Source organism: Macrococcus bovicus (genome assembly GCF_004359575.1).
GTDB classification, from domain to species: Bacteria; Bacillota; Bacilli; order Staphylococcales; family Staphylococcaceae; genus Macrococcus; species Macrococcus bovicus.
In genome coordinates this window covers 443847-458253 of the sequence record NZ_SCWF01000001.1, presented here as the reverse complement: position 1 = coordinate 458253, position 14407 = coordinate 443847, and the positions used below count along the sequence as shown (strand labels likewise).

The 14407-nt window shown below is 45.9% G+C and carries 14 protein-coding genes; 12 read left to right on the top strand and 2 right to left on the bottom strand.

Annotated features, from left to right (window positions below; all coding sequences use genetic code 11):
• The first annotated feature begins 63 nt into the window (after positions 1-63).
• The 9 genes from ERX55_RS02535 to ERX55_RS02495 all read left to right on the top strand — a co-directional run bounded on the left by ERX55_RS02535 (position 64) and on the right by ERX55_RS02495 (position 9420).
• A complete protein-coding gene (locus tag ERX55_RS02535) occupies positions 64-1761 on the top strand; it encodes a septation ring formation regulator EzrA (protein ID WP_133451001.1) in 1698 nt (565 codons plus the stop codon).
• Between the two features lie 58 nt (positions 1762-1819).
• A complete protein-coding gene (locus ERX55_RS02530; protein WP_133451000.1) occupies positions 1820-2956 on the top strand; it encodes a cysteine desulfurase family protein in 1137 nt (378 codons plus the stop codon).
• Positions 2953-4158 (top strand): tRNA uracil 4-sulfurtransferase ThiI, encoded by a 1206-nt coding sequence (gene thiI / locus ERX55_RS02525; protein ID WP_133450999.1) that lies wholly within the window; start codon positions 2953-2955, stop codon positions 4156-4158. Before ERX55_RS02530 ends, thiI begins: the two co-directional genes overlap by 4 nt.
• Positions 4159-4213: 55 nt before the next feature.
• Entirely contained in the window at positions 4214-4978 is a 765-nt protein-coding gene (locus tag ERX55_RS02520) for a sulfite exporter TauE/SafE family protein (protein ID WP_133450998.1), read from the top strand.
• A gap of 71 nt (positions 4979-5049) precedes the next feature.
• A complete protein-coding gene (gene sppA / locus ERX55_RS02515) occupies positions 5050-6054 on the top strand; it encodes a signal peptide peptidase SppA (RefSeq protein WP_133450997.1) in 1005 nt (334 codons plus the stop codon).
• An 8-nt stretch (positions 6055-6062) separates the two neighbouring features.
• The gene (locus ERX55_RS02510; protein WP_243721430.1) at positions 6063-6605 is read left to right on the top strand and encodes an RDD family protein; all 543 of its coding nucleotides are present in this window, start codon (positions 6063-6065) and stop codon (positions 6603-6605) included.
• Positions 6606-6657: 52 nt separating this feature from the next.
• Positions 6658-7155: a thiol peroxidase gene (gene tpx / locus ERX55_RS02505; protein WP_133450996.1), complete on the top strand. Its 498-nt coding sequence runs from the start codon at positions 6658-6660 to the stop codon at positions 7153-7155.
• A 49-nt stretch (positions 7156-7204) separates the two neighbouring features.
• A complete protein-coding gene (locus ERX55_RS02500; protein WP_133450995.1) occupies positions 7205-8143 on the top strand; it encodes a class I SAM-dependent methyltransferase in 939 nt (312 codons plus the stop codon).
• Positions 8144-8217: 74 nt separating this feature from the next.
• Positions 8218-9420 carry an acetate kinase gene (locus ERX55_RS02495; RefSeq protein WP_133450994.1) on the top strand — a complete coding sequence of 401 codons (1203 nt, stop codon included), beginning with the start codon at positions 8218-8220 and terminating at the stop codon, positions 9418-9420.
• 38 nt (positions 9421-9458) lie between these two features.
• Here ERX55_RS02495 and ERX55_RS02490 read toward each other — a convergent pair whose 3' ends face one another.
• Positions 9459-9956, bottom strand: coding sequence for a universal stress protein (locus tag ERX55_RS02490; protein WP_133450993.1), 498 nt, complete (start codon positions 9954-9956; stop codon positions 9459-9461).
• Between the two features lie 131 nt (positions 9957-10087).
• Between ERX55_RS02490 and ald the strand changes: the two genes are divergently transcribed.
• On the top strand, positions 10088-11209 hold the full coding sequence (gene ald / locus ERX55_RS02485; protein ID WP_133450992.1) for an alanine dehydrogenase: 1122 nt from the start codon (positions 10088-10090) through the stop codon (positions 11207-11209).
• A gap of 44 nt (positions 11210-11253) precedes the next feature.
• Here ald and ERX55_RS02480 read toward each other — a convergent pair whose 3' ends face one another.
• Entirely contained in the window at positions 11254-12312 is a 1059-nt protein-coding gene (locus ERX55_RS02480) for a M24 family metallopeptidase (protein WP_133450991.1), read from the bottom strand.
• A 92-nt stretch (positions 12313-12404) separates the two neighbouring features.
• Here ERX55_RS02480 and ERX55_RS02475 point away from each other — a divergent pair, with 92 nt between their 5' ends.
• Together ERX55_RS02475 and ERX55_RS02470 are read left to right on the top strand one after the other, a co-directional pair.
• A complete protein-coding gene (locus ERX55_RS02475) occupies positions 12405-13088 on the top strand; it encodes a metal-dependent hydrolase (RefSeq protein ID WP_133450990.1) in 684 nt (227 codons plus the stop codon).
• 13 nt (positions 13089-13101) lie between these two features.
• Positions 13102-14394: a DRTGG domain-containing protein gene (locus ERX55_RS02470; RefSeq protein ID WP_133450989.1), complete on the top strand. Its 1293-nt coding sequence runs from the start codon at positions 13102-13104 to the stop codon at positions 14392-14394.
• The last annotated feature ends 13 nt before the right edge of the window (positions 14395-14407 follow it).

The following is a 14407-nucleotide window of genomic DNA, read 5'->3' as shown; positions in this document are numbered from 1 at the left end:
AAATAGTTTTTTGCAACACTTTTTTACGTTATAATGTTGAAGAACAAGTTGGAGGGAAGAACGTTGATAATTTACTTGATTGTGTTACTGATTGTACTGATATTAATTGGGGTCGGCGTCCTGTTTTATTTAAGAAATCAGAAGCGGACGGCTGTTGAAAAAGTAGAACTGCGTAAGGAAGAAATTAAGGCACTGCCATTTCAGAATGAACTTGTGAAAGTGAAAGATCTCCAGCTTAAAGGTGAAGCGAAAATGAAGTTTGAGGACTGGAAGTACAGCTGGCAGAATGTCCTGAAAAATGACCTTGACGAAAGTGAAGTGCGTATCAACGAAGCAGATGAAGCACTGGATCGTTTCAGGTTCAAGGAAAGCAGCGAACGGATTGATGAAAGTCATCAGACGCTTGATGCCATCGAACAGAAATATCAGACGCTGTCTGCACAGATAGATGATTACGTCAGCCGTGCCAAGGAAGACCGTATCAAATATGAAGAATGTCGGACGATCTACCGTGAAGCGAAGCGTGATGTACTGGCCAACCGCCATCAGTACGGTGAGGCTGCACGGCCTCTGGAGGACAATATTGAACGTTTCTTACCGGCGCTGACGGAATATGAACAGCTGACGAGCGAAGGGAATTATGAATCTGCCCATTTTAAGATTACAGAAGTCCACGGGCAGATGACACGTCTGAAATCAGATATGGAAGAGATTCCGCTGTTGATCCGTGAGGTTCAGAAGGAACTGCCTGGCCAGTTCCAGGAAATCCGTTACGGCTGCCGTGACTTGAAGGTCGAAGGGTACAATCTGGACCACGTCAAAGTTGACAGTAACCTGCAGACCTTAAAAGGCAAGCTGAACTTAGTGGAGCCGCTGATTGCGAGACTGCAGCTGGATGAGGCGGAAGAAATCATTGCTGACATCAGCAGCACTTTAGATGAGATGCTCGAGCTAGTCGAGATTGAAGTGGTGGCCAAGAATCATGTCGAGAAATCTAAAGAGCTGATCACAGATGAGCTCTTCTACGCGAAAGATATGAACTATACGCTGCGCACTGAAATTGAGTATGTGCGCGATAATTATTATATCGATGAAGAAGATGTTCAGAAAGTACGGCAGTATGATAATGAGATACAGAGTCTCATTGCGGTTTATGATGAGATTTTAAATGAGATGGCGAAATCGGCCGTCCGCTACTCGGAAGTTGAAGATAACCTGACCTATATTAAAGATCATGTGGGGACGATCAACACCGAGCAGGAGAAATTGCAGCAGCATCTGACTGCGCTGCGTGAATACGAGCGTGAGGCCCAGTCACATACGCTGAAGATCCAGAGCCGCAAGGAAGATGTCTTCCGCAAACTGATGGCCTCCAACCTCGCAAGCATCCCTGAGCGTTTTATCATCATGAAAAATGAGATTGACATTGAGACGCGCGAGGCGCACGCCTTATTCAACAAACGTCCGATGCATGTCGAGCATGTAAGGGATAAAGTGCAGAAAGTGCTCGCAATGATGAATACGTTTGAGCAGGAAGTCTTGACAATGCTGCAGCAGGCATCGTATGCTGAAGCTCTTATACAGTATGGCAACCGCTATCGTAAAGACCATGCTGATGTCAATAAAGACTTAATTGAAGCAGAACGGTTATTCAGCAACAACCGCTATAAACGTGCAGTGGAGATTGCGGAAGCTGCTATTGAACGCGTCAGTCCTGGTGCATCTGCACAGATTGAAAAAAGAATAAACGGCATGAACTAACGCAGAAAAAAGACTTTCTTTAAGTCTTTTTTTCTTTTTGTAAGAGGAGAGAAGAAGAATGATATATTTTGATAACAGTGCCACCACTAAGCCCGATAAAGAAGTGCTGGCTGCCTTTAATAAAGTAAATGAAGAATTCTATTTTAATCCGGCAAGCCCGCATGCCAAAGGGATAGAGACAGAGAAGCTGCTGGATTCTGCCAGAGAGCAGATCAGAAAGCTGCTCAAACTGGATCAGCAGTCGGTCATTTTCACTAGCGGTGCGACTGAATCCAATAACTTACTGCTGACTGGTATGGCGCGTGCGAAAAAGCAGTTCGGTCGAACCATTATTACGACAAAGCTTGAACATCCATCCGTACTTGAGACCGTCCGTGCACTGGAAGAAGAAGGATTTAATATTGAATATATGCGCTTTAAGGAAGACGGTGCGCTTGACCTGGAGCATCTGGAAAGTTTACTGACCAGTGATGTGATACTGGTTGCCATGATGCATGTCAACAATGTCATGGGCGCCATTCTGCCGGTCGCAGAAGTAGCCGCCATGGTTCAGCACTATCCAAGGATTCACTTCCACGTCGACTGTGTCCAGTCATTCGGTAAAGTACCGCTGCAACTGGAAGGGGTTCATAGCTTCAGTCTGAGCGGGCATAAATTCCATGGACTTAAAGGTCAGGGTCTTCTGGTCTTCAGTCAGCTGAAGACCATCACCCATACGCTGTTCGGCGGCGGCCAGGAGTATGGCTTCAGAAGCGGTACGGTCAATGTCGCTTCAGCGGTGGCCATGAGCAGAGCAATCCGGCTGACACTCGACGATTACGAGATGCAGCGTGCACGCCTCTATCAGATGAAAGAAGAGATAGAACGGTACGTCAAGCAGTTTCCGGGTATTCAGCTGAACTCACAGCACAATGGTGCGCCCCATATCGTCAATCTGTCCTTTGTAGGCGTCAAAGGAGAGGTCATCGTCAACGCATTTTCAAAAAGAGGTATCATGGTGTCGACGACGAGCGCATGTTCATCTAAACGTGCTAAACTGAATGAGACATTGACGGCGCTGCACGTATCGGATGAAGCGATCACCGGCAGCATCAGAATATCATTATCCAAAAACAATACAGCTGAAGAAGTGCATACATTCAATGCCATGTTCAGGGAAATATATGAAGAAGTAGAGGAGCTACTGAAGAAATGAGATATGATCAGTTATTAGTAAGGTACGGCGAACTGACGCTTAAAAGCGGGAATCGTAATACATTCGTCAATCAATTAAAAGGCAACGTCAAGCATGCCTTGATTCCATTAACCGGATACCAGGTGCATGCAAACCGCGACCGTATGTATATTCATTTAGACGAAAACATCGATGTAGAAGAAGTGATTCGTCGCGTAACAAAGGTGTTTGGTGTCCATTCAGTCAGCCCGGTCATGCGGGTGGATAAAGAACTGGCAACCATCCAGGAAGCGGCCGTCTTAGTGGCGAAAGATGTTGACGAGGAAGGGCGGACATTCAAGGTGGATGTGAAGCGTTCTGATAAGAATTATCCGATGGAGACATTTGAGCTGCAGCAAGTCATCGGCGGCACAGTCTTGAAAGAAGTCGAGCATCTGACGGTCAATGTCAGACAGCCGGATCATAAACTGACCGTTGAAATCAGACAGGATGCTGCTTATCTCTATTCACGCATCGAAAAAGGTGCGGGCGGGCTTCCTGTAGGCACAGGCGGCAAGACATTACTGATGCTGTCCGGCGGAATCGATTCGCCTGTCGCTGGCATTGAAGTCATGAAGCGCGGGGTGACGATTGAAGCCATCCATTTCCATTCACCGCCTTTTACCAGCGAGGAAGCTAAACAGAAAGTCATCGACCTGACGCGTATTATGGCTGAGACTGCTGGAGAGATCAAGCTGCATCTTGTGCCTTTCACTGAGATTCAGAAGACGATTCATAAAGTCGTGCCGGAGAATATGACGATGACCTCAACGCGCCGGATGATGCTTAAAATTGCAGAACGAGTTGCAGGGCATATAGATGCGCAGGCCATCGTCAATGGTGAGAACCTGGGACAGGTCGCAAGTCAGACGCTCGGCAGTATGCATGCCATCAATGCGGTCACAGCCATGCCGATTCTGCGGCCGTTACTGACGCTGGATAAGGATGAGATCATTATCAAAGCTAAAGAGATCGGCACATTTGACACGTCCATCAAACCGTTTGAGGATTGCTGCACGATTTTCACACCTAAAAATCCAAAGACCAATCCGAAGCTTGAAAAAATCGAGAAGTTCGAAAGCCGGTTTGACTTTGAACCGCTCTTAAACGACGCGATCGAGAATATTGAAGTACTCACAATAACGAAAGAACGTCCAGAAGAAAACTTCAGCGACTTCTTATAACTGACAAAGTGCTATTCATCCATGAATAGCACTATTTTTGAATAAGGGGATAAAGATGGATATACAGATGTTGATCATGATTATTGCATTCGGTTTTTTAGCGGCTTTCATTGATGCCGTGGTCGGGGGAGGCGGGCTGATATCCACACCGGCCCTGCTGGCAACAGGTATGCCGCCTGCCATAGCCTTAGGTACCAATAAACTTGCCAGCTCGTTCGGCTCATTGACGTCGACGATTTCTTTCATCAAGTCCGGCAAGGTAGACTTCCATATAGTCGGAAAATTGTTTCCGTTATCTTTTGCTGCTTCTATATTGGGCGCATTGACGGCCACTGTATTGCCGCCTGCACTTTTGAAGCCGATTATCATCGTCATGTTGTCGTTTGTCCTTATCTATACGCTCGTCAAGAAGGACTGGGGGCATGAGACGACTTACAAGCCGCTCTCTTCTCTCAGGATGCTCTTCTTCTGCTCGGTGTTAGTGGTGATCGGCTATTATGACGGCTTTATCGGCGGAGGGACGGGCAGCTTTCTGTTGTTCACCCTGTTATTTGTAGGATTTGATTTTCTGCGGGCTGCCGGTAACGCCAAGTTCCTGAATTTCGCTTCGAATATTGGGGCACTCCTGTTATTCATGGTGATGGGTAAGGTGGATTACCTAGTCGGCTTGGTCATGGGCGTTTCAATGATCGCCGGGAGTTATGCGGGCAGTCAGTTCGCGCTGAAGAAAGGTGTCTCATACGTCAAACTGCTCTTTATCGTAGTGACCGTCCTGCTGATCGGCAAAAATGCCTATGATTATATTTCAGCACATTTCTGATAAGTGCTGAAATTTAACAGCCATTTCTGTTATATTAGAGATAGATACTAAATGTTGGAAAGGGAGATAAGATGAGTAAAAGAATTATAGCCTTGTTAATTGCTGCAGCGTTACTGATTTTAGCGACAGCTTCATCATTATTTACAACGAACTTCATGGAGAGCTTCACTCAGGAATTAGAGGGACAGATGAATGCAGGTGAACTGACAGAGAACACGCTTGAAGGGGATGATCTCGATCATCGTATTGCCAGAGTTGAAGTGGATGGCGTCATCCAGGATACAGGCAGTCCCGGTCTTTTTGGTGCAGAAGGTTATAACCATGAGACGATGATGAAGGAACTGGAGCAGATCAAAGAGGATGATTCAATCAAAGGCGTTCTGATGGTCGTCAACTCGCCAGGCGGCGGCGTTTATGAGAGCGCAGAAATCCACGATAAAATAGAAGAGCTTAAAAAGGCCGGCAAGAAAATCTATGTCACAATGAAGAATGTCGCAGCATCAGGTGGCTACTATATTTCAACACCTGCTGATAAGATTTATGCCTCACGTGAGACATTGACAGGTTCGCTCGGCGTCATTATGCAGTCAATGAACTACAAGGAACTTGCGGATAAATATGGTGTCAAATTCAATACCATCAAAAGTGGCGCGCATAAAGATATCATGAGCCCGACGAAAGAAATGGACGCAGAAGAACGTCAGATCCTTCAGTCATTAGTTGATGAAAGTTACAATGAGTTCGTCAGAGTCATATCTGACGGACGGGGAATGTCACAGGCTGAAGTCCGTAAGCTGGCAGATGGTCGCGTCTACTCAGGGCTGCAGGCATCGAAGAACGGTCTGGTCGATGAAATCGGACTTGAAGAGGATGCGTTAAGTGCGCTGAAGAAGGATATGAAGGCAGCTGATGCAGAAGTCATCGAATTTACACCGGCTGATTCATTCTGGGGCAGCACGCCATTTGCTGCACATACATGGGTACAGAAGATGATGGGTCACGATGATCTGTCAGCCATCAAAGAACTGCTGGCGAAACGCCAAGGTACAACGCCGATGTACCTGTACGGGGAGTAGGTGCTGATATGAGTGAAAGAATGGTCTATCCCTCTTCAATGGTGGAAGGTTACGAACGTGATATCATCAACAGCACGCATGCAGGATTCGGTGTACGACTGGTCGCCTTTCTTGTCGATGGTATCGTCATCGGCAGTCTGAAAGCGATCCTCCTCAGACCGTTAGCCAAACTATTGGGCTGGGATCTCAGCAGCTATGTAGGCGCGCCTCTTTTCAGTATTGAAAACATTGCGTCATCGCTGATTTTCTTCCTGTATTTTGTCCTGATGACCTGGTTCTTCCGGGCGACACTCGGCAAGATGCTGATGGGACTGAAGGTTGTTTCAACGGATGACAAACCGCTGACCTTCCTGCAGGTTGTGACACGCGAATGGCTCGGACGCTATATCAGTGGTTTTCTGGGGCACCTGCTCTATCTGGTCATCTTATTCAATCCGCATAAGCAGGGTATCCATGATATGCTGAGTGATACAGTGGTGATCTATGAGAGACAGGAGCGGCTGCGTGACCGTCTGATGGCGCCCGTGATGAAACAAAATAGTACGCTTTAACTTTGATTCATGATAAATTAAAGATGAACTTATTCATAAGGAGGATTTATCAATGACACAAGTGACATTCAAAGGAACACCGATGACATTGATCGGCGAACAGGTTAAAGAAGGTTCAGTAGCGCCTGATTTTTCAGTACTTGCTAATGATTTAAGTGTGCGCACGCTCGCTGATTTTGAAGGCAAGAAGAAGTTAATCAGCGTGGTACCTTCAATTGATACGGGTGTATGCAGTACGCAGACACGTACTTTCAACGAAAATGCGTCAGATGTTGACAATGCGGTTGTCATCACCATTTCATGTGACCTGCCTTTCGCGCAAGCCAAGTGGTGTGCAGCTAACGGGCTTGAAAATGTAGTGACACTCAGTGACCATAAAGACCTGTCATTTGGCACAAGCTACGGTGTAGTGATGGAGGAATTGAGATTACTCGCACGTTCAGTCTTTGTACTGGATGCTGATAATAAAGTGGTTTATACAGAAATCGTACCAGAAGGAACCGATCATCCTGATTACGATAAGGCAGTAGAAGCACTGAAATCAATTTAATAACTTGAACTGCCCTTTTACGGGCAGTTTTTATTTGAAAGGAAATAATATGGAAACGATGATAGAGACGCTGTTTAAAACATTAGACGCTAAAACAAAGGAATTACAGCATGACAACGGGCATAGCTTTATTGAGAACTTAGGGCTTGCGATGGAAGATATCTATATGAATCAGCGTGAGCTGCTTGAGCAGAGTACGCTTGCTGAACGCCGCAAAGCATTTCAGTTTGCTTATTTAAGTATGCTGAAAGAAGAGATGATTCAGCCGAATCATCAGATGACACCTGACAGTATCGGCTATTTTGTCAGCTATATGGTGAAGATGTTCACTGAAGACGTCACAGATATCACTGTTCTGGACATGGCAAGTGGCACAGGCCATCTCTCAGCCACCATCAATGAACAGAATCCAGATAAATCATTCCACCATGCGCTGGTAGAGGTGGACCCCGTCCTGGCACGGGTAAGTGTCCACCTTGCGAACTTCCTCGAGGTCCCTTTTGATATCTATCCTCAGGATGCACTGATGCCGCTTCAGGTAGAAGGAGCGGATGTCGTGATCGGGGATCTGCCGGTCGGCTATTATCCGGTAGACGAACGCAGCCATGACATGAAGCTCGGTTTCAAGGAAGGCCATAGCTTCTCACACCATCTGATGATTGAGCAGAGTGTAGAGGCCCTCAAGCCTGGCGGATTTGCGATGCTGATAGTGCCCAGCCAGTTATTTGAATACGACCGAGTAGAACAGCTCCAGCAATTCATTGCTACAGAGACTTATATGCAGGTATTTCTGAATCTGCCGAAAAGCTTATTCAAGACAGAATCTGCACAGAAATCCATTCTCGTTCTGCAGAAGAAACCCCTGGAAAAAAGTCTGCCAGTCGAAGTGTTGCTTGCCAATATCCCGGATTTCAAGGACGGTCAGGCGATGAAGAAGTTCCTGGATGAATTCAATGAATGGTTCGAAATAAACAGAAAAAATAAATAACTGTTATATTCATTGATTAATTGCTGTAATAATGGTTAAATAGCATATGTATAAAAATTACGAGGAGGCTCCTTATGAAAAAAATTATGGCGATTAACGCCGGAAGTTCTTCATTAAAATTCCAATTATTTGAAATGCCGGAAGAAAAAGTACTGACTAAAGGGTTAGTCGAACGTATCGGCATGAAGAATTCTATTTTCACTATCTCTGTCGACGGTGAGAAAGTCACACAGACTCTCGATATTAAAGACCACGAGCAGGCGGTTAATATGATGCTTGAAGAAATGAAAAAACATGGCATCATCAATGATATCAATGACTTGGACGGGACTGGCCACCGCGTAGTGCAAGGCGGGGATTTATTCCCGACTTCAGCGCTTGTAACTGATGAGGTAGAGAAGCAGATTGAAGAATTAATCGAGCTTGCGCCCCTTCATAATGGTCCGAACTTAATGGGTATCCGTGCATTCCGTAAAATGCTCCCTAATATCCCGCACGTCGCTGTATTCGATACATCGTTCCATTCCACAATGCCGGAATCTGCGTTCCTTTACAGCACGCCTTACGAATACTACACTGATTTCGGTGTACGTAAATACGGCGCACACGGCACAAGCCATAAATACGTGTCTCAGCGTGCAGCTGAATTAATGGAACGTCCGGCAGAAGAACTGAAAATCATCACTTGCCATATCGGTAACGGCGCTTCAATCACGGCAGTCGATGGCGGTAAATCAGTGGATACATCTATGGGCTTCACTCCACTTGCCGGTGTCACAATGGGTACGCGTACGGGTGACATCGATGCAGCGGTTATCCCGTTCGTCATGGAGAAAACAGGTAAGACAGCAGAAGACCTTATCATGAATGTCTTCAACAAACAATCAGGTATCTTAGGTATTTCAGGTATCTCAAGTGACCTACGTGACGTGGAAGAAGCAGCAGAATTAGGCAAAGAACGTGCTCAGTTAGCGCTTGATATCTATATCGACCGCATTCAGAAATATATCGGTTCATACGCTGCTGTCCTTCAAGGTCTGGATGCCATCGTCTTCACAGCGGGTGTAGGTGAGAACTCCGACTTGATCCGTGCTAAAGTACTTGATAACTTCAAGTTCATGGGTGTTGAGTACGATCCGTCTTTAAACAACGGCCTGCGCGGTAAAGAAGCATTCATCAACACAGAAGATTCTAAAGTGAAGATCATTGTCATTCCTACTGAAGAAGAAGCGATGATCGCCCGCGATACAATGGAATTCGGTAATATCGAAGCATAATAAATAGACTCTAGTCCCTGGGACTAGAGTCTTATTTTTTATTGATTATCCTGTTTGAATTGTTCTGTTGCGACCTCTGGTTCGAAGTTTTCTGGTAATGTTTCTGTACGGACAACCAGTACATCACATTCAGAGTGACGGACGATAGCTTCTGACACTGAGCCGATGATAAAGCGTTCAACTGCATTTAAGCCTGTTGAGCCACACATGATCAGGTCAACATTCAGTTTGCTCGCTAATCGTTTAGGGATGATTGTTTTTGGTGAGCCATATTCTGTGAAGACTTCTACATTTTCAACGCCGCGCTCCAGTGCCACATTTTTGTAACCTTCCAGTAATTTCTGGCTGTAGTGAGCGGCACGTTCTGAGATGGAACGGTCGTAAGCTTCAACACTTGCATAGCTTCTTGTGTCGATAACATTGACGATTGAAAGTTTTGCACCGTTACGCTTTGCAACTTCAACCGCTTTGTTGAATGCCCATTCAGCTTCACTTGAACCATCAACGGCGATTAGAATGTTTTTGTAGAATAACATATAAATCCCTCCCAAAGTCTTTTTCTGATTTCATTATAGCATAAAAAAAATATGTTTTTATCAAAAATGATTGCGTTTTCATTTTAAAGTGTTAAACTGAAACCGCAAACAATTATTAGGAGGAATTATCAATGATTATTGGTGTACCTAAAGAAATTAAAAATAATGAAAATCGTGTCGCTCTGACACCTGCCGGCGTTTATTCGCTTGTGCAATCCGGCCATGAGGTATGGATTGAGACTACAGCTGGTGAAGGTTCTTATTTCACAGATGCCGACTATACTGAAGCAGGCGGTAAAATAGTTTCTTCTGCTGCTGAAGCATGGAAAGCGGAAATGGTGATGAAAGTAAAAGAACCCCTTGCGTCAGAATATCAATACTTCAGAGAGAACCTGATTCTCTTCACATATCTTCACCTTGCACCGGAACCAGAACTTACTAAAGCATTGATCGATAACAAAGTGGTCGGTATTGCTTATGAGACTGTTCAGGCTGACAATGGTTCATTACCACTGTTATCTCCTATGAGTGAAGTGGCAGGACGTATGGCGACTCAGATCGGCGCTCAGTTCTTACAACGTACTGGCGGCGGTAAAGGAATCCTGCTTGCAGGTGTTCCAGGCGTTGAGAAAGGTAAGGTCACTATCATCGGTGGCGGTCAAGCGGGAACAAACGCAGCGAAAATGGCAGTCGGTCTTGGTGCTGATGTCACTATTCTCGACCTGAACCCAGCTCGTTTAGCGCAGCTTGATGACTTATTCGGCAGTCAAGTACAGACATTGATGTCTACACCATTCAACATCGCGGAAAGCGTTAAAAACAGTGACCTTGTCATCGGTGCCGTCTTAATTCCAGGGGCTAAAGCGCCTAAACTTGTGACAGAAGAAATGATCAAATCCATGAACCCGGGTTCAGTGGTCATCGATATCGCGATCGACCAGGGAGGTATCTTTGAGACAACAGACCGTATTACAACACATGATGAGCCGACATATGTGAAACATGATATCGTGCACTATGCTGTTGCCAACATGCCAGGCGCTGTACCTCGTACCTCTACAATGGCGCTGAACAACGCGACTATCCCTTACGCACTGCAAATCGCTAACAAAGGGTATGTAGAAGCGGTTAAACAAAACAAAGCGTTATTTAAAGGTATCAATACTTTGAACGGTCACGTCACTTTCAAAGCGGTCGCTGACGATCAAGGTTTAGAATTCAAAGATGCAGGCGAGATACTCGCTGAGCTGTAAAACAGAAGAAAAGACATGAACTACGTGTTCATGTCTTTTTTTGTCTATTTAGCATAATGCGTCAGCAGTTCATAACCCTCTTCAGTGACGAGTATATCATCTTCAACTCTGACACCGACTTCACCAGGGACATAAATACCGGGTTCAATCGTAAAGACCATGCCCTCTTGTAAGACATCTTCATTTGCAGAGGAGATGTCAGGAAATTCGTGGACGCTGATACCGAGTCCATGTCCTAAGCGGTGAGGGAATTGTTCGCCGTATCCTTGTGCCGCAATATAATCACGTGCTGCAGCGTCAATATCTGCAATCCTGACCCCGGGTGCAACACGTTGAATCGCGCGTTTATTGGCTTCTGTGACAATGGCATGAATGCGCGTGTGGAGTTCTGTCGGTGTACCGAATGGAATAGTCCGTGTGATATCAGAGCAGTATCCTTTGTAAACGACGCCTAAATCGAAGAGAACATAGTCACCTTCCTTGAGCGTATTGCTGCCCGGTGTCCCGTGAGGATTGGCTGAATTATCACCGAATAATACCATCGTCTCAAAACTCATCGCGGTGATACCGTCAATCTGCAGCATGGCATTCTCAATGATTCTGACGACTTCCTGTTCCGTGATGCCTGCTTCTAGATGGTCGACACCGATCTTCACCGCCTGATCAGCATACTGAGCGGCCTGTCTTAAGATGCTGATTTCTGCAGCTGTTTTGATATTGCGCATCTCTTTAAGGGTCTGATCGATGGCGACTGTTTCTTCAACGCCAAAATGAGTCTGTAATGCCGCTAATCTGGCTACGGTCAGATGCTCGCTTTCAATGCCGAGATGAGTGAGTTCGAAGGGTTGAAGTAAGTAAGGATTTTCCGTATCCAGATAGCCGATGATCTGTCCATCAAATACTTTTTTGGCTGATGCCACTTCCATCTTAGGGACAAACAGGGTCAATTCATTCTCAGTCACCAGCAGCGCGAGGAGCCGTTCATGCGGATCGGATAGAAATCCTGTCAGGTAATTGATGTTCTCAGGATTTGAAATCCAGATGCCGTCCAGCTCTTCTGCAGCCAGTCGTTCTCTCAGTCCGTTTAATTTTTCATTATTCATTTCGTTCCACACTCCTTCATATGTCCCATCATATCAAAAGACTGTGCAATGAGGTATAATAACATTAAATAATAAAGAGGAGTGAAGCAGAAATGGAAGTGACTTTTCACGGGCAATCTTGTATTTCTTTTGAGGCGAACAATAAGAAAGTGATTGTAGATCCTTTTATTACAGGAAATCCTTTATCAGATTTAACGGTTGAGGAAGTAGAGGCAGATTATATCGTGCTGACACATGGACATGGTGATCATCTGGGCGACACGATCACCCTGGTGAAGCGGACAGGCGCGCTCGTCATCGCTTTACCGGAGTTGCTCGATTATTTAGCGACAAAAGGTGTTGAGAACGGCCATCCGATGAATATCGGAGGAAACCGGGCCTTTGATTTCGGGCAGGTCAAATTCGTGCAGGCGTTCCACAGCAATTCCTATACAGAAGAAGATGGCAGTATTATTTATCTCGGCATGCCATGCGGACTCATCTTTACCTTGGGTGATAAAGTGATTTATCATGCGGGTGATACAGGTCTCTTCTCTGATATGAAGCTGATTGCTGACAGACATCCGGTCAATCTCTGCTTTATTCCGATCGGTGACAATTTCACCATGGGGATTGATGATGCCAGCTATGCGATCAATCATTTCATCAAACCGGACGTCACAGTACCGATCCATTACAATACGTTTGACCTGATCAAGCAGAATCCTGAAGTATTCAAAAGCCAAGTAGATGGAAAGGTAGAAATTATACAGCCGGGTGAGTCCGTCACATTATAATTGAGGTGCCAGCATGACGAAACATGAACAAATCATCAAACATATAGAAGCGCTCAAAGTGGGCAGCAAAATTTCTGTCAGACAGATCGCCAAAGATCTGTCTGTTTCAGAAGGTACAGCATACCGAGCGATTAAAGACGCTGAAAATCGGGGTATCGTCTCTACAATGGAGCGGATCGGGACAATCCGTATCGAGAAGAAAACACGGGAAGCGATTGAAAACCTGACATTTGCAGAAATCGTCAAGATTATCGATGGGCAGTTGATCGGTGGACGGACCGGCCTGCATAAATCGCTGTCGCGTTTCGCTATCGGCGCAATGGAACAAGAAGATGTCACAAAATATCTAGGTGAGAACACGCTGCTTATTGTCGGTAACCGCGAAAACATTCAGCAGCTCGCGCTTGAAAAAGGGAGTGCGGTACTCGTGACGGGAGGATTTGCGGTCAGCGATGCAATCAGACAGCTTGCCGATGACAAGGGACTGCCGATATTGTCGACAAGTCATGACACTTTTGCGGTGGCGAACATTATCAACCGTGCGCTCTATGATCAACTGATCAAACAGGAAGTGGTGACGGTGTCAGAGATATTGATTCCCGTCAGTGAAACGAATGTCCTGTACGAGAATGATACTGTCGGCGACTGGAAAGCCCTGTCGCTGAGCTCGGGGCACACGCGATTTCCGGTCCTGGATGAACAGAACCGGGCGTATGGCATTGTCACGAACAAAGATGTGCTTGATCTGGATAACAGCATGAAGATCAAACGTGTCATGACGAAGAATCCGATCACTGTCAACCTGAGTTCGACTATCGCGACCTGTGCCCACGTCATGATCTGGGAAGGCATTGAACTCCTGCCGGTCGTCAGCAAGAATCACCGGCTGATCGGTATTGTCACACGAGAGGATGTCCTGCGCGCCATGCAGTCGATAGAGCGTCAGCCGCAGATCGGCCACACGCTGAACGACCAGGTGTTAAAACAGATGAAGTTCGGCGATGAGATCTCTATTCGTGTCACGCCGCAGATGTCCAATCAGCTCGGCACAATGAGTAAATCTGTTTTCGTCGCAGTCATTGAGGAGGCAACGAAACATCTGCTCAAACGGGAACGTCGGGGTGAGGCACTTATTGAAAGTCTGAACATCTATTTCCTGAAAACCGTCCCTATAGATACATTGCTCACGATTTCCTGTGAGATGCTGGACCTCGGCCGGAAATTTGCCAAGATGGAAGTGACGATTCACTCAGAAGAAGAAATCGTCTCAAAAGCGATGCTGATGTGTCAGCTGATAGAGGCATAAAAAAAAGAAAGCA